General features: G+C 70.6%; 18 protein-coding genes. 6 read left to right on the top strand and 12 right to left on the bottom strand.

Features of this window, described 5'->3' with window-relative positions; translation table 11 throughout:
- Positions 1–26: 26 nt before the first annotated feature.
- From ACSHXN_RS07930 to ACSHXN_RS07910, 5 genes are read right to left on the bottom strand one after another with little or no spacing between them, the layout of a single operon-like run.
- Positions 27–2,951: a glycoside hydrolase family 2 TIM barrel-domain containing protein gene (locus ACSHXN_RS07930; RefSeq protein WP_356295714.1), complete on the bottom strand. Its 2,925-nt coding sequence runs from the start codon at positions 2,949–2,951 to the stop codon at positions 27–29.
- Positions 2,951–3,814 carry a carbohydrate ABC transporter permease gene (locus tag ACSHXN_RS07925; protein WP_355139791.1) on the bottom strand — a complete coding sequence of 288 codons (864 nt, stop codon included), beginning with the start codon at positions 3,812–3,814 and terminating at the stop codon, positions 2,951–2,953. The genes ACSHXN_RS07930 and ACSHXN_RS07925 overlap by 1 nt, the downstream gene beginning before the upstream one ends.
- A gap of 14 nt (positions 3,815–3,828) precedes the next feature.
- Positions 3,829–4,791, bottom strand: a complete 963-nt coding sequence (locus ACSHXN_RS07920) for a carbohydrate ABC transporter permease (RefSeq protein ID WP_438302847.1) — start codon at positions 4,789–4,791, stop codon at positions 3,829–3,831.
- A complete protein-coding gene (locus ACSHXN_RS07915; protein ID WP_355139787.1) occupies positions 4,791–6,077 on the bottom strand; it encodes an ABC transporter substrate-binding protein in 1,287 nt (428 codons plus the stop codon). Before ACSHXN_RS07915 ends, ACSHXN_RS07920 begins: the two co-directional genes overlap by 1 nt.
- Positions 6,078–6,125: 48 nt before the next feature.
- Complete coding sequence (locus tag ACSHXN_RS07910; protein ID WP_355139785.1) at positions 6,126–7,175, bottom strand: carbohydrate kinase family protein; 1,050 nt, start codon at positions 7,173–7,175, stop codon at positions 6,126–6,128.
- Positions 7,176–7,303: 128 nt separating this feature from the next.
- Between ACSHXN_RS07910 and ACSHXN_RS07905 the strand changes: the two genes are divergently transcribed.
- From ACSHXN_RS07905 to ACSHXN_RS07890, 4 genes are read left to right on the top strand one after another with little or no spacing between them, the layout of a single operon-like run.
- Positions 7,304–8,068: a DeoR/GlpR family DNA-binding transcription regulator gene (locus tag ACSHXN_RS07905; RefSeq protein WP_355139783.1), complete on the top strand. Its 765-nt coding sequence runs from the start codon at positions 7,304–7,306 to the stop codon at positions 8,066–8,068.
- Positions 8,065–9,405, top strand: a complete 1,341-nt coding sequence (locus ACSHXN_RS07900) for a 6-phospho-beta-glucosidase (RefSeq protein WP_355139781.1) — start codon at positions 8,065–8,067, stop codon at positions 9,403–9,405. Before ACSHXN_RS07905 ends, ACSHXN_RS07900 begins: the two co-directional genes overlap by 4 nt.
- Before the next feature lie 37 nt (positions 9,406–9,442).
- Positions 9,443–12,496 (top strand): alpha-mannosidase, encoded by a 3,054-nt coding sequence (locus ACSHXN_RS07895; protein WP_438302846.1) that lies wholly within the window; start codon positions 9,443–9,445, stop codon positions 12,494–12,496.
- Between the two features lie 3 nt (positions 12,497–12,499).
- Positions 12,500–13,750 carry an alpha-L-fucosidase gene (locus tag ACSHXN_RS07890; RefSeq protein WP_355799172.1) on the top strand — a complete coding sequence of 417 codons (1,251 nt, stop codon included), beginning with the start codon at positions 12,500–12,502 and terminating at the stop codon, positions 13,748–13,750.
- A 50-nt stretch (positions 13,751–13,800) separates the two neighbouring features.
- Here the strand turns inward: ACSHXN_RS07890 and ACSHXN_RS07885 are convergent, their stop codons facing one another.
- Positions 13,801–15,486: a carbohydrate binding domain-containing protein gene (locus ACSHXN_RS07885; protein ID WP_356111370.1), complete on the bottom strand. Its 1,686-nt coding sequence runs from the start codon at positions 15,484–15,486 to the stop codon at positions 13,801–13,803.
- Positions 15,487–15,679: 193 nt separating this feature from the next.
- Positions 15,680–16,807 (bottom strand): ATP-grasp domain-containing protein, encoded by a 1,128-nt coding sequence (locus tag ACSHXN_RS07880; RefSeq protein WP_355139773.1) that lies wholly within the window; start codon positions 16,805–16,807, stop codon positions 15,680–15,682.
- Positions 16,808–17,139: 332 nt separating this feature from the next.
- Here ACSHXN_RS07880 and ACSHXN_RS07875 point away from each other — a divergent pair, with 332 nt between their 5' ends.
- Complete coding sequence (locus ACSHXN_RS07875) at positions 17,140–18,048, top strand: metallophosphoesterase family protein (protein WP_355139771.1); 909 nt, start codon at positions 17,140–17,142, stop codon at positions 18,046–18,048.
- Positions 17,993–18,676 (top strand): 4'-phosphopantetheinyl transferase family protein, encoded by a 684-nt coding sequence (locus ACSHXN_RS07870; RefSeq protein ID WP_355139769.1) that lies wholly within the window; start codon positions 17,993–17,995, stop codon positions 18,674–18,676. Before ACSHXN_RS07875 ends, ACSHXN_RS07870 begins: the two co-directional genes overlap by 56 nt.
- Before the next feature lies 1 nt (position 18,677).
- Here the strand turns inward: ACSHXN_RS07870 and ACSHXN_RS07865 are convergent, their stop codons facing one another.
- From ACSHXN_RS07865 to ACSHXN_RS07845, 5 genes are all read right to left on the bottom strand, one after another.
- Positions 18,678–18,902 (bottom strand): hypothetical protein, encoded by a 225-nt coding sequence (locus ACSHXN_RS07865; protein ID WP_355139767.1) that lies wholly within the window; start codon positions 18,900–18,902, stop codon positions 18,678–18,680.
- Positions 18,903–19,207: 305 nt separating this feature from the next.
- Positions 19,208–20,695, bottom strand: a complete 1,488-nt coding sequence (locus ACSHXN_RS07860; protein WP_355139765.1) for an NAD(P)/FAD-dependent oxidoreductase — start codon at positions 20,693–20,695, stop codon at positions 19,208–19,210.
- Positions 20,679–21,887: an MAB_1171c family putative transporter gene (locus ACSHXN_RS07855; RefSeq protein WP_438302845.1), complete on the bottom strand. Its 1,209-nt coding sequence runs from the start codon at positions 21,885–21,887 to the stop codon at positions 20,679–20,681. Before ACSHXN_RS07855 ends, ACSHXN_RS07860 begins: the two co-directional genes overlap by 17 nt.
- A gap of 20 nt (positions 21,888–21,907) precedes the next feature.
- Positions 21,908–22,438: a toxin-antitoxin system, toxin component gene (locus tag ACSHXN_RS07850; RefSeq protein WP_355139809.1), complete on the bottom strand. Its 531-nt coding sequence runs from the start codon at positions 22,436–22,438 to the stop codon at positions 21,908–21,910.
- Between the two features lie 32 nt (positions 22,439–22,470).
- Entirely contained in the window at positions 22,471–23,127 is a 657-nt protein-coding gene (locus ACSHXN_RS07845) for a helix-turn-helix domain-containing protein (protein ID WP_355139761.1), read from the bottom strand.
- Between the last annotated feature and the right edge of the window lie 68 nt (positions 23,128–23,195).

Below are 23,195 nucleotides of genomic sequence, written 5' to 3'. Positions count from 1 at the left end.
GCGGGGGGGTGCGGGAAGGGCGGGGGTCAGAGACTGCGCAGCGTCCAGCTCCAGCGGTGGACGCCCGGGGGGACGAGATACGAGGACGAGGTGTCGGGACCGCAGGAGGCCGTGCCCAGCCCGCGGTGTGCGGCATCGATGTGCACCACGCAGCCGGAGCGGGGCTTCAGCTCGTCGTGGTGTGCGGCACCGGTCAGATCCTCGGCGCGGTAGCGGGTCACGGAGACCTGACGCGGCTCGTCCAGGACCACGCCGAGACCGGCGGCGTCCGGCCCGCTCAAGGTGAAGTGGCGTACACCGTGCCGGCCACCGCTCTCCTGCGGACGCAGGTAGGGGGTGAACAGCTCGTCCACGGCGACGCGGTGGTGGCCCACGGGCGCACCCGCACTGCGGTCGGGATACGACTCCCAGGGCCCCTGCCCGAACCACTCCAGCAGGTCGAGCCCCGCCACCGTCTCGAACACCGAGCCGACCCGTGCCACGTCGTCGAACTCCTCGGGCAGCTCGGCCTCTTCGTCGACACGGATGCCGCTCTCGACCGGGGTGAACACCTGGCGGTGGCGGACGACGCCGACCGTGCCGGCGTACTCCGCCAGCACCGTCACCCGCGATGCGTCACGCCGGACGGAGACGGCCTTGCGCACGAGCGCGTCGAGCCCCCAGGCCCGCCAGCGCGGCGCGATGCCGCCCAGCTCGTCGTTGTCGGTCGGCGCCCGCCACAGCGAGAGCGTGGGGGCGGCGGTCAGCAGCGGATGGACGAGCAGCCCCTCCGCGTCGACCTGAACCGGCCGGTCCGCCGTCGGCTCGTCCACCGGCCTCGGGGCCGGCCGCAACCGCACCTGGGGCGCGCACACCTCCGTACCGCGCGGCGCCCACGGCAGATCCTCCGCCGTGGTGACGCGGAGCGTGAGCCAGACCTCGCCCCCGTCCCGCGGCAGCTCGAACGGCAGCGGGACCGCCGCCGTCTCGCCAGGCCGCAGATCGGGCAGATCGGCCGGCGCGCTCAGGGTGCGGCCGTCGGCGAGCGCCAGCTCCCACCGGCCCGTCAGCCAGTCCAGGCCCCGGAAGTGCTGGTGGTTGCGCAGGACGATGCCCTCGTGCCTGTAGCACTCCACCCGTAGGGGCGCCGCGATCTCGCGGTGCTCGTACATCACCGGTTTGGGCGTGCGGTCGGGGAAGACCACGCCGTCCGCGATGAACGCGCCGTCGTGCACCGTCTCGCCGAAGTCGCCGCCGTACGCCCAGCGATGACCGGGCGCGGCGACACCGTTGCCATGCAGGCCGGCGCCCGCGGGCCCGGCCGGTCTTCCGTCGCTCACCCGCTGGAGAATGCCGTGGTCCCAGAACTCCCAGATGAAGCCGCCCTGAAGACCCGGGGTGGCCTCGATGGCGGCCCAGTGGTCGGCGAGCGTCCCGTTGCTGTTTCCCATGGCGTGCGAGTACTCGCACTGGATGAGCGGCTTGGTCTGCTTCCCGGACAGGGCGTGCGCGACGCAGTCCTCGATCGGTGCGTACATGGGGCACGCGATGTCGGAGGCCAGGCCCGGGTCGGCCCAGCCGAGCTTCGCGGCGCCCTCGTACTGGAGGGGCCGGGTCGGATCGTGCCGGCGCAGCCAGCCGGCCGCCGCGTCGTGGTTCGCGCCGTAGTCGGACTCGTTGCCCAGCGACCAGATGATGATCGACGGGTGGTTCCTGTCCCGCAGCACCATCCGCGAGACACGGTCCACGAAGGCGTTCAGATAGCGAGGGTCGTCGGCGATCTCGTGGGCGTGGTCGTGGGACTCGATGTCCGCCTCGTCGACGACGTAGAGGCCGAGCTCGTCGGCGAGGTCGTAGAGCGCCGGGTCGTTCGGGTAGTGCGCGGTGCGGATCGCGTTGAAGCCGAAGCGCTTGAGTACGACCAGATCGGCGCGCATGTCGTCGTAGGTCACCGTCCGGCCGGTGAGCGGATGGAAGTCGTGCCGGTTGACGCCGCGGATGAACACACGCTCGCCGTTGACGAGCAGGTCCCGGCCGACGATCTCCACGTCACGGAAGCCGACGCGATGGTGCGAGGTGTCGGCGACCGTGCCGTCGGCACGGTGGAGCCGGACGGTCAAGTCGTACAGTTCGGGTGTCTCGGCGGTCCAGGTGCGCACCTCGGGCACGGTGGTGAGCAGACGTGCCTCGCCGAGGAAGGCCGAGACACGCTCGTCCTCGATGTTGGCGCGGTCGAAGTCCTTGTCCTGGGTGAGCGTCCAGCCGTCCACCTCGCCGCTGACGTACCAGCCCTCGGGCAGCGCGCCGGCGGCGTCCCGCACCCGGCAGTCGACCCGCAGCTCGCCGCTCCGCCGCGCCCGCACGGTCACGTCCGCAAGGTGCAGCGGGTCCGTCGCGTACAGCAGCACCGACCGGGTGATCCCGCCGTGCCACCACTGGTCCTGGTCCTCGAGGTGCGTGGCGTCCGACCACTTCACCACCGTCAGACGCAGGGTGCTTCGCTCCCCGGGGCGCAGCACACCGGAGAGGTCGAACTCGGCGGCGAGATGGGAGTCCTTCGAGACGCCCACGGGCCGTCCGTCCACATGTACCAGCAGCACGCTCTCGGCGGCCCCGACCTGGAGCACGATCCGCCGGTCCGTCCACGCGGCGGGTACCTGCACGTCACGCTCGTACACGCCCGTCGGGTCGGCGGCGGGCACGGCGGGCGGGAACGCGTCGAACGGCATACGGACGTTGGTGTACTGCGGCAGGTCGCCGGTGTCCTGGAGGGTCCAGGCGCCGGGGACGTGCTGGGACGACCAGGTGTCTGTGACGGGGGAGTCCGGTGCGGGCAGCAGCTGGAAGCGCCACTCGCCGTCCAGCGGCATCGCTCCCGGACGGCGGTCGACCGCGCACATGGGCAGCCGCCCCCAGGAGGTCACCTCGGGCGACTCCCAGGGGCGCAGCGCGATCAGGGGATCGCGGTTCATCAGCGGATGGCCCCCTTGCCCAGATCGGCGATGATCTGCCGGGCGCCGATCGCGAACACGATCAGCAGCGGGACGAGGGCGAGGAGCGCGCCGGTCATCACCATGCCGTAGTCGGTCGTGCCGTGGGTGCCGTTGAGCTGGGACAGAGCGACCTGAAGCGTCACGTTGTCCGGGTTGGTGAGGGCGATCAGCGGCCAGGCGTAGTCGTTCCACTGGCCCATGAAGGTGAAGATGCCGAGGAAGGCCAGGCCCGGACGGACGACCGGGAGCGCCACGTGCCAGTACTGGCGCAGGAAGTTCGCGCCGTCGATGCGCGAGGCGTCGAGCAGTTCGTCGTGGATGGCGCCCTTCATGTACTGGCGCATCCAGAAGATGCCGAAGGCGTTGGCCGAGGCCGGGACGATCAGCGACGTCATCGTGCCGATCCAGCCGAGTTTCGCCATGATCACGAACTGCGGGATGGCGGCGAGCTGCGCCGGCACCATGAAAATGACCATCAGAGTGGCGAACAGCACCCTGCGGCCCGGGAAGTCGAACTTGGCGAAGACGAAGGCCGCCAGCGAGTCGAAGAACAGGACCAGGACGGTCACCGAGCCCGCCACCAGCAGGGAGTTGAACATCGAGCCGAAGAAGTCGATGTTGTCGAAGAGTTGGCGGACGTTCTCGAGGAAGTGCGGCCCCGGCAGGAGCTTGGGCGGATACGAGAAGATCTCCGACGACGTGTGCGTCGACATGATCACGGCCCAGTAGAACGGGAACGCCGACAGCAGCAGTCCGATCACAAGGACCGCGTGGAGTGCGATGCCCCGGCTCCGGGTGCCCCGGATGGCCTTCGGTCGCCGTGTGCTGTGTATGGATGCCATGGTGACCGGACTCCCTAGTCTTCGCCCCGGCGCTGCACCAGACGCCAGTTGATGATCGAGAAGAGGATGACGACGAGGAAGATGCCCCACGCCACGGCGGCGCCGTAGCCGAAGTCGTTGTTGTCGAAGGTCTGCTGGAAGAAGTAGAGGACCATCGTGCGGCCGGCGTGTCCGGGCCCGCCCGAGAAGGTCGACTCGTTCGCCGTGTTCTGCAGCAGCACCTGAGGTTCGGAGAAGCTCTGCAGACCGGTGACGGTCGAGATGACGAGCACGAACAGCAGGACGGGGCGCATCAGCGGCAGCGTGACCCGGAAGAACGTCTGCACGGGCCCCGCACCGTCCATGCGTGCCGCCTCGTACAGCTGGCCCGGAATGGTCTGCAGACCCGCGAGGAAGATGATCGCGTTGTAGCCGGTCCACTGCCAGGTCATCAGGGTCGCGATGGCGATCTTGATACCCCACGGTGTGTTCAGCCACGCCACCTGGTCCAGGCCGACCGCCTGCAACAGGGCGTTGACAAGGCCGAAGTTGGTGGAGAACACCGAGCCGAAGACGATCGCGATCGCCACCACCGAGGTGACGTTCGGCAGGAAGTAGGCGAAGCGGTAGACGTTCTTGAAGCGGACCGCCGAGTTGAGCATCACGGCCGTCACCATGGCCAGGAAGATCATCGGGAAGGTGGCCAGCGCCCAGATCAGGACGGTGTTGCCGACCGAGCTCCAGAAGTCGCTGTCGCCGAGCAGGTACTGGTACTGGGAGAGGCCCGCCCACTCCATGGAGCCGAGGCCGTCCCAGCGGTGCAGGGAGACGTAGAGCGAGAAGCCGACGGGGACCAGGCCGAAGGCGAGGAAGAGGAGGTAGAAGGGGGAGATGGCGGCGTAGAGATGCCAGTACTTCCTGAAGCCCCTCCTCGGCTGTGTGACGGGCGTGTCCGCCACGGCCGCCGGGGGCCTCTCCAGTGCGGGGACGGTGGCCATCAGTGGCTCACCCCCAGGTGCTCCGCTATTCGCCGGCATTTGCTCATGGCGTCGCTCCAGGCCTTCTTCGGGTCCTTGCCGAGGACGCCGACGTTCTTGATCTCGTCCTTGACGGGCTGCCCGAGCGCCACGTCGTACGGGCTGTTGTAGGCGACCGCGATCTTCTGGGCGGCGGGCCCGAAGACGTCCATCGTGACCTGGCCGCCGAAGAAGGGGTCGGGCTCGCGCAGTTGCCCGAGCCCGTACGAGGCGGGCGTGGAGGGGAAGAGCCCCGCGTCGACGAAGCCCTGGGCCTGGTTGGCGGGGTCGAGAAGCCAGGCGATGATCTCGAAGGCCCGTTCGGGCTCCCGGCAGGCCTTGGTGATCGACAGGAACGAGCCGCCGTTGTTCGAGGGCCGCACGGGCATGTCGGCCACCCGCCATCTGCCCTTGGTCTTCGGTACGCCGCTCTTGAGGTCGTTGGTGGCCCAGGAGGCGCCGAGCTGACTCGGCAGCTTTCCGTCCTGAACGGCCGACAACTGGTCCGGGGTGCCCGTGACGAGGTCCGAGACGATCCCCCGCCGCTTCGCCTCCACGGCCAGGTCCCAGGCGGTGCGCACATGCTGCTGGTCGCCGATGAAGTGGCGGTCCTTGTCCACGTAGCGCTTGCTGCCCTGCTGCACCGCGTTCTCGAAGACCACGTTGACGTCGCTGAGCAGGTAGGTTCCCGGGATCTTCTTCCTGAGTCGCTCACCCGCCCCGAAGAACTTCTCCCAGGTGTTCAACTCCCTGGAGACGTCCTCCGGTTCGTAGGGCAGTCCCGCCTTCTGGAAGACGGCGTACTGGTAGAAGTGCGCGACGGGACCGCAGTCGATCGGGAAACCGACCATCGTGCCGTCGTCGGCGATGCCCTGGTCCCATTTCCAGGGCAGGTACTGGCTCCTGTACTTCTCCGCGCCCAGTGTCCGCAGGTCCACGAACTGGTCGGCGTTGGGCAGATAGGACGCCATGTCCTCGCCCTTGAGCCCCGCGATGTCGGGGACATGGGCACGACCGGCCATCGTGGTGATCAGCTTGGACCGGTAGTAGCCGCCGATCTTGATGGCCTGGAGGTCGACCGAGCCGCCGTAGCGGGCTCTGGCCTTGTCGAGGACCGTGTCGCCGAGGCCCCCGTCCCAGTACCACAGGACCATGTTCCGGCCGGTCGAACCGGTCGGAACGGCACAGCCGGACGCCAGGCCGCCGAGCGCCGTGGCGGCCGTACCGGCCAGGCCCGCGCGCAGCAGGCCTCTTCGTGAGAGCGGCACTGCTCCCACCGCCTTTCGGGTCTGTTCGGGTGTCGTATACGAGGGGTGTCAGTGCCGCCGCGCTGGATCGGGCGGCGTGACGGGTGCGTGGTGGACGGGTGGGCCGGGGTCGGCCGGGAGGCGGTCGGTGAGGAAGCCGTAGGCCTCCCGCAGACCGGGGTCGGTCACCGAGCGCCACCACCGGTCGACGCCGTACCAGCCGGGCGCGGCCAGGGCGCCACCGTGATGCCGTACGGACAGACCGGCGGCGAGTGACGCGAACCGCAGTCGCTCCTCCAGCGGCCAGCCACCGAGGGAGGCCGCGACGAAGCTCGCGCCGAAGACGTCGCCGGCCCCGGTGGGGTCCAGCACATCGGTGTCGAGGGCGGGCACGTCCGCGTACTCGCCCGTCGTCTGGTCCACCGCGACCGCGCCCGCACCGCCGCGGGTGACGACGGCGACCGGCACCAGATCCGCGAGTGCGCCGAGTGCCGCGACCGCGCTGTCGGTGCGCGTGTACGCCATGGCCTCGGTCTCGTTCGGCAGGAACGCGTGGCACAGGGAGAGCTGGCCGAGCAGGTCGGGGGACCACTGCCGGGTGGGGTCCCAGCCGACGTCCGCGTAGATCTGCGTGCCGTTCGCGGCCGCCTTGGCCAGCCAGCCGCGGGGCTCCGCCTCCAGGTGGACCAGGGCGGTGCGTGCCTGCGGCACCTCGCCCATGAGTTCGTCCTGCGAGTACGGGGGCTCCTGGCCGTGGGTGACCAGGGCGCGGTCGGGCACGGCCGGGTCCCCGCCGGTCCGGGGGAGCGCGAGCGAGACGGTGACGGGCGTGGGCCAGTCCCGCGCCGTCCGGGAGAGCGAGAGGTCGATCCCCTCCTGGCCGGCGAGGACGTCCCGGCAGTACGCGCCGTAGAAGTCGTCGCCGATGACCGTGGCGAGCGAGGTCCTCAGACCGAAGCGCGCGGCCGCGACGGCGAGGTTCGCGATCCCGCCGGGGCTGCTGCCCATGCCCTCGGTCCAGATCTCCTCGCCGGCGGCCGGGGGGCCGCCCAGTCCGGTGAGGACGAGGTCGTAGAAGAGCAGCCCGGTCAGCAGCACATCGGGCCGGTCGTCGTGCACACGAACGTCCTCTCGTCAGAACTGTTCAAATTCGGTGCACGGAATCGTGCGCCCCTCGTCGAGATTGGTCAATAGTCGAGCAGAACTGAGCATAGAAATGATTGAAGATGACGAGTAGTGTTCACGGCGTGCTGGCAGAACGACGACACCAACTCATCCTGCGGGCCCTGCGCTCCGGTGGCCCCGCGGCTGTGACCGATCTCTCCGAGCAACTGGGCGTGAGCCCCGCGACGATCAGGCGCGACCTGGTCAAGCTGGAGGACGACGGACTGCTGACGCGGGTGCACGGAGGCGCGGTCGTCGACGAGGGGGATCAGCCCTTCGCCGAGGTCGCCGAAATGCGCGTGCCCGAGAAGGACTCCATAGCGGTCGGAGCGGCCGGGATGATCCGGGACGGCGAGTCCGTGCTCCTCGACATCGGCACCACCGCCTTCCGGCTGGCCCGGCAGCTGCACGGACGGCGGCTGACCGTGATCACCAGCAACCTGGTGGTCTACGAGGAGCTGGCCGACGACGAGGGCATCGAACTGGTGCTGCTCGGCGGCATGGTCCGCCGTGAATACCGCTCCCTGGTCGGATTCCTCACCGAGGACAACCTGCGCCAGCTGCACGCCGACTGGCTCTTCCTCGGCACCAGCGGGGTACGGCCGGGTGGCCAGGTCATGGACACGACGGTGGTCGAGGTGCCGGTCAAGCGCGCGATGATCAAGTCGAGCGACAGGATCGTGCTGCTCGCGGACGCGGCCAAGTTCCCGGGCACGGGCATGGCGAAGGTCTGCGACGCCGGGGACCTGGACGTGGTGGTGACGAACGCGCCGGTCGAGCCGGCGACCCGGTCCTCCCTGGACGAGGCGGGCGTCGAGCTGATCGTGACGGGAAAGGTGCAAGCGTGAAACTGACGATTCTGGGCGGCGGCGGATTCCGGGTGCCGCTCGTGTACGGGGCGCTCCTCGGGGACCGCGCCGACGGTCGTGTCACCCGTGTCGTGCTGCACGACCTCGATGCGGAGCGGCTGTCGGCCGTGACCCGGGTGCTGGCGGAACAGGCCGCGGGTGTACCGGACGCCCCCGAGGTGACCGCCACCACCGATCTCGACGAGGCGCTGCGCGGCGCGGACTTCGTCTTCTCCGCGATCCGGGTCGGCGGACTCCAGGGACGTGCCGACGACGAGCGGGTGGCGCTCGCGGAGGGCGTCCTCGGCCAGGAGACGGTCGGCGCGGGCGGCATCGCGTACGGGCTGCGGACGGTGCCCGTCGCCGTCGACATCGCGCGACGGGTGGCCCGGCTGGCTCCCGACGCCTGGGTCATCAACTTCACCAACCCGGCGGGCATGGTCACCGAGGCGATGTCCCGCCACCTGGGCGACCGCGTCATCGGCATCTGTGACTCCCCGGTCGGCCTCGGCCGCCGTATCGCCCGAGTACTCGGCGTCGCGAACCCGCGCGAGGCCTTCATCGACTACGTCGGGCTCAACCACCTGGGGTGGGTGCGCGGCCTGCGCGTCGCCGGCCGCGACGAACTGCCGCGACTGCTCGCCGACCCGGCGCTGCTCGGCTCGTTCGAGGAGGGCAAGCTGTTCGGCCCGGACTGGCTGCAGTCCCTGGGCGCGATCCCGAACGAGTACCTGCACTACTACTACTTCAACCGCGAGGCCGTGCGCGCCTACCGCGAGGCCGAGAAGACCCGCGGCGCCTTCCTGCGCGACCAGCAGGCGCGGTTCTACGAGGAGCTGAAGAACCCGGACGCCTCGGCCCTGCGGACCTGGGACCGTACACGCGCCGAGCGCGAGGCCACCTACATGGCGGAGAACCGGCAGACGGCGGGCGCGGGCGAGCGCGACGCCGACGACCTCTCCGGCGGCTACGAGAAGGTGGCCCTCGCCCTGATGCGGGCCATCGCCCGCGACGAGCGCACGACGCTGATCCTCAACGTGCGCAACCGCGGCACCCTCTCCGTACTGGACGCCGACGCGGTCATCGAGGTGCCCTGCCTGGTGGACGCCAACGGCGCGCACCCGGTCGCGGTCGACCCGCTCCCCGGCCACGCGACGGGACTCGTCTGCGCGGTGAAGGCGGTCGAGCGCGAGGTGCTCGCCGCGGCTGAGTCCGGTTCCCGCGCGACGGCGGTGAAGGCGTTCGCCTTCCATCCGCTCGTCGACTCCGTGAACGTGGCCCGCAGGCTGGTCGACGGCTACACGTCGGTCCACCCCGGCCTGGCCTATCTCAGCTGAGCGCTTCCGCACACCTCCCTTCCCCTGGAGACCCTTCATGCACGACGAACGCCGTCGGATCGAGGAGCGCGTCGAGCGCGTCCACAGCCAGCGCATCAAACCCGCGATCTACGCCGCCTCCGTACCGCTCGAGGTGGCGGCATGGCAGGCGCCGGGCGAGCCGGTCCCCTTCACGGAGGCCGCAGCCGCCCCGTACGCCCCCTTCACGATGGACACCCCCTGGGGCCCGCCCTGGGGCACCACCTGGTTCCGGATGAGCGGCCGGGTGCCCGACGACTGGGCGGGCAAGCGGGTCGAGGCGGTCATCGACCTCGGCTTCGTGGGCGACTGGCCGGGGAACCAGGCCGAGGCCCTCGTCCACCTGACCGACGGGACACCGCTCAAGGCCGTCAACCCGCTCAACCAGTACGTCCCGATCGCCGATCCGGCGGTGGGCGGCGAGGAGATCCACTACCTCGTCGAGGCCGCCTCCAACCCGGACATCCTCGCGGGCGGCTTCGCGCGCCCGACCCCGCTCGGTGATGTGCTCACGGCTGGCGACAAGCCGCTCTACACCTTCAGGCGCGCCGACGTGGCCGTCCTCGACGAGGACGTGTGGCACCTCGACCTGGACCTCCAGGTGCTGCGCGAGCTGATGGCGGAGCTCGGCGAGCACGACCCGCGTCGGCACGAGATCCTGCACGCGCTCGACCGGGCGATGGACGCCCTCGACCTCGACGACGTCTCCGGCTCCGCGGCCGCCGTCCGCGCGGTGCTCGGGCCGGTGCTGGCCAGGCCCGCACACGCCAGCGCCCACACCGTCTCCGGCGTCGGCCACGCGCACATCGACTCGGCCTGGCTGTGGCCGATCCGGGAGACCAAGCGCAAGACCGCCCGCACCTTCTCGAACGTCACCTCACTCGCCGACGAGTACGAGGAGTTCGTCTTCGCCTGCTCGCAGGCCCAGCAGTACGAGTGGGTCCGCGACAACTACCCGCGCGTATGGGCCCGTATCCAGGAGTCCGTGAAGAAGGGCCAGTGGGCCCCGGTCGGCGGCATGTGGGTCGAGGCCGACGGGAACCTGCCCGGCGGCGAGGCGATGGCCCGCCAGCTCGTCCACGGCAAGCGGTTCTTCATCGAGCATTTCGGCGTCGAGACCAAGGGCGTCTGGCTGCCCGACTCCTTCGGCTACACCGGGGCCTACCCGCAGCTGGCCAAACTCGCCGGCAACGAGTGGTTCCTCACCCAGAAGATCTCCTGGAACCAGACCAACAAGTTCCCGCACCACACCTTCTGGTGGGAGGGCATCGACGGTACGCGTATCTTCACGCACTTCCCGCCGGTCGACACCTACAACGCCTGCTTCAGCGGCGAGGAGATGGCCCGCGCGGTACGCAACTACCAGGAGAAGGGCAGCGCCACGCGCTCCCTCGCGCCCTTCGGCTGGGGTGACGGCGGTGGCGGCCCCACCCGCGAGATCATGGAACGCGCCCGGCGGCTGAAGGACCTCGAGGGGTCCGCGAAGGTCGTCGTCGAACACCCCGACGCCTTCTTCGAGGCCGCGCGGGAGGAGTATCCCGACGCTCCGGTGTGGGTCGGCGAGCTGTACCTCGAGCTGCACCGCGCCACCTACACCACCCAGGCCCGCACCAAGCAGGGCAACCGCCGCTCCGAGCACCTGCTGCGCGAGGCCGAGCTGTGGGCGACCACGGCGGCGCTGCACGCGCCGGACTGGTCGTACCCGTACGAGAAGCTCGACCGGCTGTGGAAGACGGTCCTGCTGCACCAGTTCCACGACATCCTGCCCGGATCGTCGATCGCCTGGGTGCACCGCGAGGCCGAGGCCGAGTACGCCCGCGTGGCGGCGGAGCTGGAGGAGCTGACGGCCGAGGCGGTCGCCGCGCTGGGCGACGGCGGGCCCCGGGTCTTCAACACGAGCCCGTACGCCCGCGCCGAGGTGATCCGCACACCCGAGGGCGGGACGGCGTACGTGGAGGTCCCGGCGGGCGCGAGCGCGGCTCTCACCGGCGGCTCGGCTCCCGCGGCCGTGACGGCCGACGGCCACGTCCTCGGCAACGGCCTGGTCCGGGTCGAGGTGGCCGAGGACGGGACGCTGTCCTCCGTCCGTGACCTGCGCGCCGACCGTGAAGTGCTCGCCGACCCGGGCAACCTGCTCCGGCTGCACACGGACCTGCCCAACTACTGGGACGCCTGGGACATCGACAAGCACTACCGGAACCGGTACACGGACCTGCTCGAAGCGGACTCGGTCACGGTGGTCGAGAACGACCCGCTCCTCGGCGCGATCCGCGTCGAGCGGACCTTCGGCAAGGGCTCGAGGATCACACAGACGATCACCCTGCGCGCCGGCAGCCCGCGCGTCGACTTCGAGACCGAGATCGACTGGCACGAGACCGAGAAGATCCTCAAGGCGGCCTTCCCGGTGGACATCCGGGCAGCCCACTCCTCGGCGGAGATCCAGTTCGGCCACATCCAGCGGCCCACCCACACCAACACCACCTGGGAGGCGGCCCGTTTCGAGGTCTCGGGCCACCGCTGGGTGCACATCGGCGAGCCCGGCTACGGCGTGGCGGTCGTCAACGACTCCACCTACGGCCACGACGTCACCCGCACGGTCCGTGACGACGGCGGTACGACGACCACGGTGCGCCTCAGCCTGGTGCGTGCCCCGCGCGTTCCGGACCCGGAGGCCGACCAGGGCAGGCACCGCTTCACGTACTCGCTCCTGCCGGGCGCGAGCATCGAGGACGCGGTGGCCGAGGGATACGCCCTCAACCTGCCGCTGCGGGTCGCGGACTCGGCGGGCGCGCCGGAACCGGTCGTCTCCGTGGACGGCGACGGCGTGACCGTCGAGGCGGTGAAGCTCGCCGACGACGCCTCCGGCGATGTGGTGGTGCGGTTGTACGAGTCCCGGGGCGGCAGGGCGCAGGGTGTGCTGCGCACCGGGTTCGCGCTCGCCGGAGCCCAGGTGACCGATCTGCTGGAACGGCCGCTGGAGGACGCCGAACGGGACGCCGACGGCGGTGTCCGCGTCGCGCTGCGGCCCTTCCAGATCCTGACGCTGCGGCTGCAGCGCGCCGGGGTGAGCTGACCTGTGCCCATGCAACCCTGGTTCACCGACGCCAAGTTGGGGATCTTCATCCACTGGGGGATATACGCCGTCGACGGCGTCCAGGAGTCCTGGTCGTTCTACGACGACATCGTCCCCTACGAGCGGTACATGTCCCAGCTCGACCGCTTCACGGCGTCGCGCTACGACCCCCGCGCATGGGCGGCGTTGTTCGCCCGTGCGGGAGCCAGGTACGCCGTGCTCACGAGCCGGCACCACGACGGTGTCGCCCTGTGGGACAGCGCGCACGGCGGCCTCGGCGTCGGCCGCGACCTGATCGCCGGTTATGCCGACGCCCTGCGGGAGCAGGACCTCAAGGTCGGCCTGTACTACTCGCACTCCGACTGGAGCCACCCGGACTACGCCTCGACACGCAGGCCGGGGCGTCCACCGGAACAGGAGGACAACCGGTACTCCGAGGTCGCGGCGGACGACGAGGACCTGGACGCCTGGGAGCGGTACATCGCCTACCGGGACGGCCAGGTCCGCGAGCTCACGAGCCGTTACCGGCCCGACCTGATGTGGTTCGACGGAGAATGGGAGCGCAGCGAGGAGCAGTGGCGCATCCGCGAGCTCGCCGCGCTGATCCGCTCCGAGGTGCCGCGGGTCGTCCTCAACGCGCGGATGCTCGGCGAGGGCGACTACGCGACACCCGAACAGGGCGCTCCCGTCGTACCGCCGGAGGGCCCCTGGGAGCTGTGTCTGACGATCAACGACTCCTGGGGCCACCAGCATCACGACCACAACCACAAGTCCGTGGACCAGCTGATCCGGTACTTCACCGAGACGATCGGCGGCGGCGGCAATCTGCTGCTCAGCGTCGGCCCCCGGGAGGACGGCACGATCCCGGACGAGCAGGCCCGGCGTCTCGAAGGACTGGGCGACTGGATCCGCAGGCACGAGGACGCCGTGTACGGGACCCTGCGGGGGCTGCCCGCCGGGCACCACTACGGCCCGAGCACCCTCTCGGCGGACCGCCGGACGCTGTATCTGATGCTCTTCGACGCCCCGCGCGCGGAGATCAACGTGCGCGGGCTGCTCGGCTCGGTGCGCAGGGTCAGCGTGCTCGGCAGCGGCACCGAACTGGCGCACCGGGTCACCGGTGGACTGCACGAGACCCCCGGGGTGTTGTGGATCGAGCCGCCGTCCGCGGCCGACCTGGACCCGCACGCCACGGTGCTCGCCGTGGAACTGGACGGCGAACTGGAGCTGTACCGCGGTTCCGGCCGTCTCTGAGTCGACCAGGACGTGGGGGGGCCCGGGCCGGGCACCCCCCACACCGTCGCTCAGCCGGTGAATCCGGCCGTGATGGACGTGAACTGCCAGTTGCTCTGGCTGATGCCCGAGCAGTTGCTGACCACGCCGCCGCCGGGGCAGGGCCGGTCGCGGTTGACGGCCCAGAAGGCCAGCCGGGCGATGTGGTGCCCGTTCGCCCAGTCGCGGATCTGGGTCCAGATCGCCGGGGTGGTGTTCTCCTGCTGGTCGGACAGGCCGTTCATACCGGAGATGCCGATGTGCGCGTAGGCCGTGGCGTCGTCCCAGCCGAAGGTCGACTTCAGCTTGGCCTTCAGGCCCTCGGCCGCGTTCACCGTGTTGCCGTACATGTCGGAGCCGCCGCCGAAGTCGAACGGCATGATGGTGAAGACGTCGATGTCGGCGTTCAGCGACTTCGCCTGCTCGATCAGACGGTTGCCGTAGTACGACGGACCGGTCGTCGAGGTACCGAAGGTGACGATGGTCTTCAGGCCGGGGTTGTTGGTCTTGACGGTCTTCAGGGCTGTCAGGATCCTGGCCTGGACGGCCTCGTTCTCGAACTCGTCGGTGTTCTCGATGTCCATGTCGATCGCCTTGAGGCTGTAGGCGTCGATCACCTTCTGCAGGGCCCCGGCGAGCGCGCTCGCGGACGAGCAGTTGGCGCCGAGCTTGCTGCCCTGCCAGCCGCCGAACGACGGGACGATGTCACCGCCGGCGGAGCGGATCTGGTTGATGGCCGTCTGGTCGACGCCGCCCGTCAGTGGACGGTTGCCGTCCCAGGCGGGGTTGCAGCCGCCCGAGTCGAGCATGAACGCCATCGTGAACCACTTGACGCCGGTCGCGCTCATCACCGTGCTCGGGCTCGGCGGATCGCCCCAGCCCTCGAACAGATACGGTGCCGCCTGCTTGAAGCCGGAGCCGCCGCCGCTGCCCGCGTTCGTCGTGACGGCCACCGCGTTGGAGGCCGCCGAGACGTTGCCGGCCGCGTCGCGGGCCTTGACGGTGAAGGTGTAGGAGGTGCTGGGGGAGAGCCCGCTGACCGTGGCCGAGGTGCCGGAGACGCTCAGGACCTGGTTCGAGCCGCTGTAGACGTCGTACCCCGTCACCCCGACGTTGTCCGAGGAGGCCGACCACGACAGGGACACGCTGGAGGAGGTCTTGCCGGTGGACGTGAGCCCGGTCGGCGCGGTCGGCGCCTGCGTGTCCGAGCCCCCGCCGCCACCGGGTCCGTCCAGGCTGATGTCGTCGGCGTAGTACGTGCCCTGCGCGTACCAGCCGTGCACATAGATCGTGGCGCTGGTCTGCGAGGCGCCGGTGGTGAAGGAGACGGAGAGCCGGCTGTAGGCCGACGGTGAGGAAGTCCAGGTCGAGGCACCGCCGTTCACACCGAGGTAGACGTAACTGCCGCGGACCCATCCGCTGAGCGAGTACGTCGTGTTCGGCTGGACGGCGACGGTCTGGCTGCACTGGGCGTTGTCGCTCGAACTCACCGCGCCCGCGAGGGCCTTGGAGCCCCCGTGGACGGGGCTGGAGACGACGGAGCCCAGGTTTCCGGTGCAGGACCAGGGTGAGAGGCTGCCGGACTCGAAGCCGGGGTTGGAAAGGATGTTGGCCGCCTGGGCGGTTCCGGGGAGGGCGACCGCGCCGGCCAGGGCCAGCGCGGCGGAACCGACGAGTGCGAAGAAGGCACGTCTGGAACGTCCGAGGAGTGTGCGCACGCGATCTCCCTGAAGATGATGGGGGGTTCGGGAGTGCAGAAGAGTGCAGGGGGTGCGCAACCAAGTTGGTGTGGACCAATCCCGCTGTCAAGGGTGTCGGTGTGGATTGGTCCAGACCGGTGCGGGCCGCGGGGGCGACGCCGCTCTGCCGCGCCGCGCGGCGGCCGTGGGCGGCCCGCGTCCGGCAGCCGCGCTACAGAGGGAGCGCCTGCGCGGCGTCGACCTCGACCGTGCCGACCGGGGCCGTCGGTAGCACGGGTGTCTGCTCCATCTCGTCCGTCCTGTGCTGCGGCACGGAGAGGGCGCGCAGCGGCCGCGGTCCCGACACCACCGTGTAGTCCGTCCCCAGGAAGGGGGGCACCACCTCTCCCGGGTCCTCGCCGAGGGCCAACCGCACTGCTGCCCAGGGGGCGTTGACGCCGCACAGCGACAACTGGTGGAGTCCGCCCGCCGGGCGCGTGTTGACGTCCAGGAGTACCGGCTCGTCGCCGTACATCCGGAACTGGATGTTGGACAGATGGTGCAGCCCGAAGCCCTCCGCCAGTCGCCTGGCCGGCTCCAGCCACTGCTCGTGGAGCGTGAAGCCCCGGCGGCGGCCCATCTTGGTGCGGCCCACCGCCATCCGGATGCGGTTGTCGGGGCCGGTCAGGCAGTCCACCGACACCTCCGGCTCCTCCAGTCGCGGCATCACCAGCCAGTCGACCGGCTCGACGGCCTCGCGCACCGCCTGGACGACCAGGTCCAGCGGGACATAGGCGCTCGGGAACCCGCTGAGGTGCGCGAGCGAGAAGGGGGTGCGTGTGATGACGCGGAAGCCCACGCCGCCCGCGCCCGCCGCCGGCTTGAAGCACGCCCGGTGCCCGCCTGCCTCCAACTTCTCCACCGCCGTGAGGAGTTGCTCCTCGTCGCGGACCCGCCACCAGGGCGGAACCGGCACCCCGATGGACTCGGCGGCCTGATAAGCCGTCGCCTTGTCCTGGAAGACCGCCACCGCCTCAGCGGGCGGTGCCAGCAGGGCCGTGCCGAGCGCCTCGAACTCAGCGCGGTGGGCGACGATCGCGTCCTGGTGCAGACGGGGCACGAACACGTCGATACCGCGGCGTATGCACTGATCGAGGGCGTACTCGACGTATCCGGCCGGGGACAGGCCTTCGGGTTCGAGGTCGGCGGTGTCCGCCGCGGCGAGGATGGGGGAGTCGGGGTCGCCGTGCGTGGCGTGGATCTCGACGGCCCGGTCGCTGGGATTTCGCCGCAGCTGATCCATGAAGAACACGTTCTCCGCGTACGTGCGGTTGAGCCAGACGCGTACGCGAGAGACCATGCAGGCCGCCTTTCAGGGTGTGCGGGCACGGCGGAGCAGGCCGTGCCCGGCCAGGGGTCGAGGGAGGGGTACACCGAACCGCCGTACGCGGAAAGGCGTCCGAGGCGAGTGTGTTGGGGCGATCATAGGCCCTTCGGACCCCCTCATCGCTACGCGCGTGTTACGGATTTCCCCAGCCGTTCGCCGCGGCGACAGGAAGGGTTCCGCGCGGCACATGTGTACCGGCCGCAGGGTGTTTCCCGAGGCAGTCGGGTACCTGCCGCGGGTCGTCCTTGTCCCTCGGTGGTCCCATGTGTTCTCGTGTTCCCATTCGGTGCTCGAAAGGGGCGAGGGTGGAGCCGACGGACGGCCGTGGACAGCTGCTCGCCATCAGTGATCTGCACATCGGGTATCCCGAGAACCGGGCCCTCGTCGAGCGCATGCACCCCGCCTCCGGTGAGGACTGGCTGCTGGTGGCCGGTGATGTGGCCGAGACCGTCGCCGACGTCCGCTGGGCCCTCGAACTGCTCGCCGGCCGTTTCCGCAAGGTGATCTGGGCACCCGGCAACCACGAGCTGTGGACCCACAAGAACGACTCCCTGACCCTGCGCGGCGTGGAGCGGTACGACCACCTCGTGGCCGTCTGCCGGGAACTGGGTGTGATCACCCCCGAGGACCCCTACCCGGTCTGGGAAGGACCGGGCGGCCCGGTGGCCGTCGCACCGCTCTTCCTGCTCTACGACTACTCGTTCCTGCCGCAGGGTTGCACGACCAAGGAGCAGGGACTCGAGTACGCGCACGGCACCGGGATCGTGTGCACCGACGAGTTCCTGCTGCATCCCGACCCCTACCCGAGCCGCGAGGCGTGGTGCCGGGTCCGCGTCGCCGAGACCGAGCGCAGGCTCGAGGAGATCCCCGGCGACCTCTCCACGGTGCTGGTGAACCACTACCCGCTGGACCGGCACCCCACGGACATCCTGCGCTATCCCGAGTTCGCCATGTGGTGCGGCACCGACCTCACCGCCGACTGGCATCACCGCTTCCGGGTCGCCTGCATGGTGTACGGCCATCTCCACATCCCGCGGACCACCCACCACGAGGGCGTCCGCTTCGAAGAGGTGTCGGTCGGCTACCCCCGTGAATGGGGCCCCCGCCCGGAGCCGCCCGGGAGACTGCGCCGCATTCTGCCGATGGAGGTTCGAGAAGGTGTTCGAGGATCTGCTCCCGGGATCGGTCGTGGTGGTGGAGGCCTTCGACGGTGACGCCGTCGCCGACGGCGCCGTCCTCCACCCCGAGGAAGAGGCCGTCGTCGCCCGAGCCGTCGACAAGCGGCGGCGGGAGTTCACGGCCGTCCGGGCCTGCGCGCGGCACGCCATGGAGAAGCTCGGTGTGCCGCCCCAGCCCGTTCTGCCCGGCGAGCGCGGCGCACCGCGCTGGCCGGACGGCCTGATCGGCAGCATGACCCACTGCGACGGCTACTGCGCCGCCGCGCTCGCCCGGGCCGGAGAACTGGTCTCGCTGGGCATCGACGCCGAGCCCCACGACCGGCTGCCCGAGGGCGTGCTGGACGTGACGGCACTGCCCGCCGAGCGGACGCGGCTGAGGGACCTCGCCCGCAGCCGCCCGTCCGTCCACTGGGACCGGCTGCTGTTCAGTGCGAAGGAGTCCGTCTACAAGGCGTGGTTCCCGCTGACCGGGTTGTGGCTCGACTTCCTGGAGGCCGACATAGAGATCGATCCGGGCGGCGCCTTCGACGTCTCCGGCGGCTTCCGGGCGCGGCTGCTGGTCCCGGGACCGGTGGTCGACGGCCGTCGCATTGAGGCCTTCGACGGACGCTGGACCACGGGTCACGGGCTCGCCGCAACGGCCGTCGTCGTGCCCCGCGCCTGATTCACGGCGGACACCAGTCGCCGAGCAGCCGGAAGAACTCCTCATCCGTGCCCGTGAGTCCGGCCGCGGCAAGCGCCCGGTCCGCCTCGGCGAGGGCGGCGGTCGGGACCACGGGTGGTCGGCACGGGTCCGCCGGTCCGTCGAAAGCGGCTCGCACGGTGTGGAGGAGGCGCAGATAGGCCTGCACGGCGGCGCGCTCACGGTCTGTCAGTACGGCGGTCGGCATCGGTCGGCTCTCCCCGGGTCGGCCGGGCGACGGTCGTCGCGCGGCGGCATCTGCACGGCTCGCACCCCCGGACGAGCGGCCCGTCGCCGCGCGTACCGGGTGGCGCACCTCCAGCTTGCCGTCCGCCACTGACAATCCCGTTTCCGCAGCCGCGGGTTCGCCCGCTCGGCGGGCGTGAATCCGCTCGCCGACCCCGACTCGCACTCCGTGCCGGGCACCACGCGGACACAGGGCCGGCGCCCGCTCGCCCGTCTGACTGTGCGTCAGCACATCACCCGGGCGAGCGGCCGCGCGGGGCCGTGCGGTCAGGGCCGGCCGGTCGCGTCGGCGGTGCGTGCACCGTCGTCGGGTACGGAGGGCTCTGCCGTCTGCCCACTCCTCGCGACACCCGTGACCGCCGCCCACTCGGCCGGGGTGAGCGGCGGTTCCGTCAGCCGCGGACGGCGCGGGCCGCGCAGTACGGCGATCGCCACCGCCGGTCGCAGCAGTTCGCCCACGGGTTTGGACAGGGTGATCACGTCGAAGAACGCGCGGGCCACCAGAGGGCGCCCGGTCGCCGTGAGCATCAGTCGATTGACGTACGCGCCCAGGAGGCGGTTCGCGAGGCTCGGGGGCTTGCCGAGCGCATCCGGATAGTGGATGTCGGTGCTGGTCGCGAACTCCCAGGCGGTCGCCACCGGACGGGCCACCGCCCGCTGCGCACGCCGCGCCAGTCCCGGCGCCGTCAGCCCGTGCACGGCCAGCAGTTCACTCAGCGCCAGCGCGCCCTGGGCCGCCACGGACAGCCCGTGTCCGTACACCGGGTTGTACGTGGCCACCGAGTCGCCGAGCGCCAGGAACCCCTCCGGCCAGCCCTTGATCCGCTCGTAGAACCGCCGGCGGTTGACCGTGCTGCGGGTGACGGCCGGATCCGACAGCGGCTCCGCGTGGGCGATCAGCTCACCCACCACCGGATGCCGGACGCTCTCGCGGGCGAACGTCTCGAACTCCTCGGCGGAGGACGGCGGTTCCCCGCCACGGGTGCCGGAGAGCGTCACCAGCCACCGTCCGCCCTCGATGGGCTCGATGGTCGTGGTCCGTCCGGGCACCGGAATCGTCGCATCCGACTGGACGTTGACCAACGGGAACTCCTCGGTACCCGGCGGCGCCCGGAAGATCCGGCTGGCGTAGACGAGTCCGGAGTCCACCTCCTCCAGCGGCGCCTCGGGCACGCCGAGTGCCTCCAGCCAGAGCGAGGCCCGGGAACCGCGCCCGGACGCGTCCACGACCAGGTCGGCCGCGAGTACGTGCTCCTCTCCGTCGGCCGTCCGCATGCGCACGCCCGTCACCCGTGACTCGTCGCCTTCGAGTGACAGCAGTTCGGTCCGTTGCAGCACGGTCACGCGGTCGTTCTTGGCGATGCGCTCGCGGACGACCCAGTCGAGCAGATCACGGCTGCACGCGATCATGAACTGCATCTCCGGCCAGCGCCGGAACCAGCCTCGCGGCTGCATCGACACGAGCCCGGTCGGCAGGGGGATGCGCCGCGCGCCCGCTGCCAGCCAGGCGTCGGTCACCCCCGGCAGCAGGTCCTCCATGGCGCGGGCGCCCCCGGACCAGATCACGTGCACGTGCCGGGCCTGCGGCAGTCCCCTGCGCGGCTCGGGGCCCTCGGGCAGCACGTCCCGTTCGACGACGGTGACGTCGGCGTACGAGCTCAGTGCCGCGGCGGCCAGCATGCCGGCCATGCCGCCGCCGATGACGACGGCTCTACGGGGTGCCGCACCCGTGGGGGTGCTAGCGGGTTCGCTCATGGAAGTCGCTTCCTGGCCTGGTCCCGGCCGGCTCCCGGGCGGCCGCGACGACGAGTGAGTGACGCAGAGCGATCGACATCCGCACGAGGTCCCGGGGACCCTCGGGGGATGCGGCGAGGGCGTTGCCCGCCCCTGCCGAACTGATCACCGTGCCGTCCGGATCGGCGGCCCTCGCCCGCACCGCAACCGTCACCATCGCCGCGTCGGCCTCGGCCTGCGCCTGGGCGGGGTCGGAGCCCGCGGCCACGGCGGCGTCGTAGGCGCGCGAGCGCACCCCGGTGTCGAAGTAGGGATACAGGCCGAGCATGCCGTCGTGAATGTCGGACTCCCGCTGTGTCACCTGCAGTGCGACGGGCGACCACCAGGCGATACGCACCCCGCGCGCCGCGTGGGCGGAGACCGGTCGCAGCTCACGCCACAGCGGTCCGAGCCGGCGGTACGTCGACCACGAGCTCCAGCTGTCGCCGACGCGCCGGCAGGCCAGCGGGAGGCAGAAGCCCACCGCGCTGATCTGAGCCCCGGCGGAGGCCAGTACAGGTGCCGCGTCGCTGCTCAGATAGTCCAGGTCGTGACCGTTCCAGCGGGCGACGACGGCGGTGAACTTGGTCGTCAGATAGGCCAGGTTGAACAGATAACCGATGACGATGATCAGCAGTCCCGCGCGCAGCCAGCCGCGCACCTGGAGGGCCCAGCGGCCGCACATGAAGTTCATCGCGACTCCGGCGACGGTGAGCGCCACCAGGTAGAGCACGATCATCTCCCGCATGTACGGGGTGCGGGCGTAGTACGTGTCGAAGTCGACCAGCCGCTCCACCGGCGCGTCCCCGAGCAGGAACAGCGTGATCAGGGCGATCACCACGACGCCGTATCCGGCGGCGATCCGCCGCGTGGTGCGGCGGGTCTCCTCGGGAGGACCACCACGCCAGTTGACGACGAGCACCAGACAGGAGGCGCTGAAGGCGCTCAGCAGGCAGTACACCAAGGGTGCCGAGACGTTGGTGATGCCCGTGACGTCGTTGACCTTCGCGATCGTCGGCGGCGCCGCGAAGAAGAACACGAGGCCGGCCAGCGAGAGCAGCGCGCACACCGACCGCAGCAGCGGGTCGCGCCAGGAGCGGATGAGCGCGGGCGCCTTGACGGAGAGCGCCACGCCCATCGCGGCGGCCGGAATGTAGTAACTGGACCCGTCCATGATCTCGTTGTCTTCGTCCCTCAGCCCTGCGGCCCGCGATACCCCAGCGACGCCTCTATCCGCCCGGCGAGGCCGTCGCGCTGGACGGGACCGCGCAGCGCCGAACCGGCCAGCCACGTCCGGCACTTGCTGGCCAGCAGCAGTCCGAAGCTCTCCGCGTCCTTCTCGTCGGTGACGTCGAAGTGCGTACGTGCGGCGACCCTCAGGACGGTCGCCTGCAGGTCCGCGGTGTCGCTGAGCAGCCGCGTCGCGACCACGGCGCCCTCCACGTGGTGGCCGTGGTGACCGGCGTTCATGTGCCACAGCTCGTGACCCAGGATCACCAGTTGATGGTCGGGGGCGGTGCGCTCCTCGACCACGACGAGATCCTGGTCGGCCATGTCGAGCCAGAGCCCGCTGGCCGTGCCCGGCGGGAAGGCCGCGGTGCGGAACTGGACGGGACGGCCGCGGCGTCTGCTCATGCCGTCGCACAGCGCGGCACAGAGGTCGGCCGGCTCCGCCGGCGCCGGGAGCGACAGCTCCGTGACCAACTCGCCGCACAGGCGGCGCATTTCCCTTCCGATGCCCACAGTTCTCCCCCGGATCAGGACTCGGGCCGCTTGACGCTCTCCAGGAGCATGTCCAGCCACTCCGCGACCTTGTCCCGGTGCTGGTCGGTGGGCAGCTGGGCCGCCCGCCAGGCGATGCCGCGGACACCGTGGTCCTGGAGCAGCTGCTCCAAAGGGTCCTCGGTGGCGGCGGCCGCCTCACGCTCGCGGTCCGCGAGTTGCTGGAGGAGCTCCTGTTCGCAGCGCTGGAGGGTGTTCACGAGCGCCTCCGGGTCCTCGGCCGAGAGAAACCCGGCATGCACCTTGAAGAAACGCTGAATGGCGTCGCAGTGCTCCATGGTGGGGCGCCGGTCGCCGTTGATGAGCGCGCCGGCCTGCTGGCGCGACATCCCCGCTCCGTCGGCGATCTCCTGCTGGGTGTATTTGCGTCCGTTGGGTTTGAGCCGGGTGCGCCGCAGCAGGTCCAGCCGCTGGAGGAACCGCGCCTGGAGATCCGGCTCCCCGGCGGGCACCCCGCCCAGCAGGGCCTTCACCACCGGCTCGGCCACGCCGGACGCGGCCGACAGACGGGGGACGTCGAAGACCTCCGTGTGCGGCACGCCCAGCCGGTCGGCGAGGGCGGTGACACGGGCGACGACGGCCGGCAGCAGACCCGTCGCCGTGGCGCCCGGAACCTCGAAGCCATCCGTCACCGACAGGTCTCCTACGTCTCGCTCACATCGTTGTCTTGGTGGTGCGGAACCATCCGGAGGTTAGCTGT

The sequence above is a fragment of the Streptomyces sp. HUAS TT11 genome, from assembly GCF_051553595.1.
Classification (GTDB): domain Bacteria; phylum Actinomycetota; class Actinomycetes; order Streptomycetales; family Streptomycetaceae; genus Streptomyces.
The sequence above is the reverse complement of the archived record's forward strand: the minus strand, read 5'-3'. Positions and strand labels throughout refer to the sequence as shown.

What these genes read in the sequence shown, in the direction of transcription:
- ACSHXN_RS07930 (WP_356295714.1), bottom strand. Translation starts at nt 2,951, where the DNA reads ATGAACCGCGATCCCCTGATCGCGCTGCGCCCCTGGGAGTCGCCCGAG.
- ACSHXN_RS07925 (WP_355139791.1), bottom strand. Translation starts at nt 3,814, where the DNA reads ATGGCATCCATACACAGCACACGGCGACCGAAGGCCATCCGGGGCACC.
- ACSHXN_RS07920 (WP_438302847.1), bottom strand. Translation starts at nt 4,791, where the DNA reads ATGGCCACCGTCCCCGCACTGGAGAGGCCCCCGGCGGCCGTGGCGGAC.
- ACSHXN_RS07895 (WP_438302846.1), top strand. Translation starts at nt 9,443, where the DNA reads ATGCACGACGAACGCCGTCGGATCGAGGAGCGCGTCGAGCGCGTCCAC.
- ACSHXN_RS07880 (WP_355139773.1), bottom strand. Translation starts at nt 16,807, where the DNA reads ATGGTCTCTCGCGTACGCGTCTGGCTCAACCGCACGTACGCGGAGAAC.
- ACSHXN_RS07865 (WP_355139767.1), bottom strand. Translation starts at nt 18,902, where the DNA reads ATGCCGACCGCCGTACTGACAGACCGTGAGCGCGCCGCCGTGCAGGCC.
- ACSHXN_RS07860 (WP_355139765.1), bottom strand. Translation starts at nt 20,695, where the DNA reads ATGAGCGAACCCGCTAGCACCCCCACGGGTGCGGCACCCCGTAGAGCC.
- ACSHXN_RS07855 (WP_438302845.1), bottom strand. Translation starts at nt 21,887, where the DNA reads ATGGACGGGTCCAGTTACTACATTCCGGCCGCCGCGATGGGCGTGGCG.
- ACSHXN_RS07850 (WP_355139809.1), bottom strand. Translation starts at nt 22,438, where the DNA reads ATGCGCCGCCTGTGCGGCGAGTTGGTCACGGAGCTGTCGCTCCCGGCG.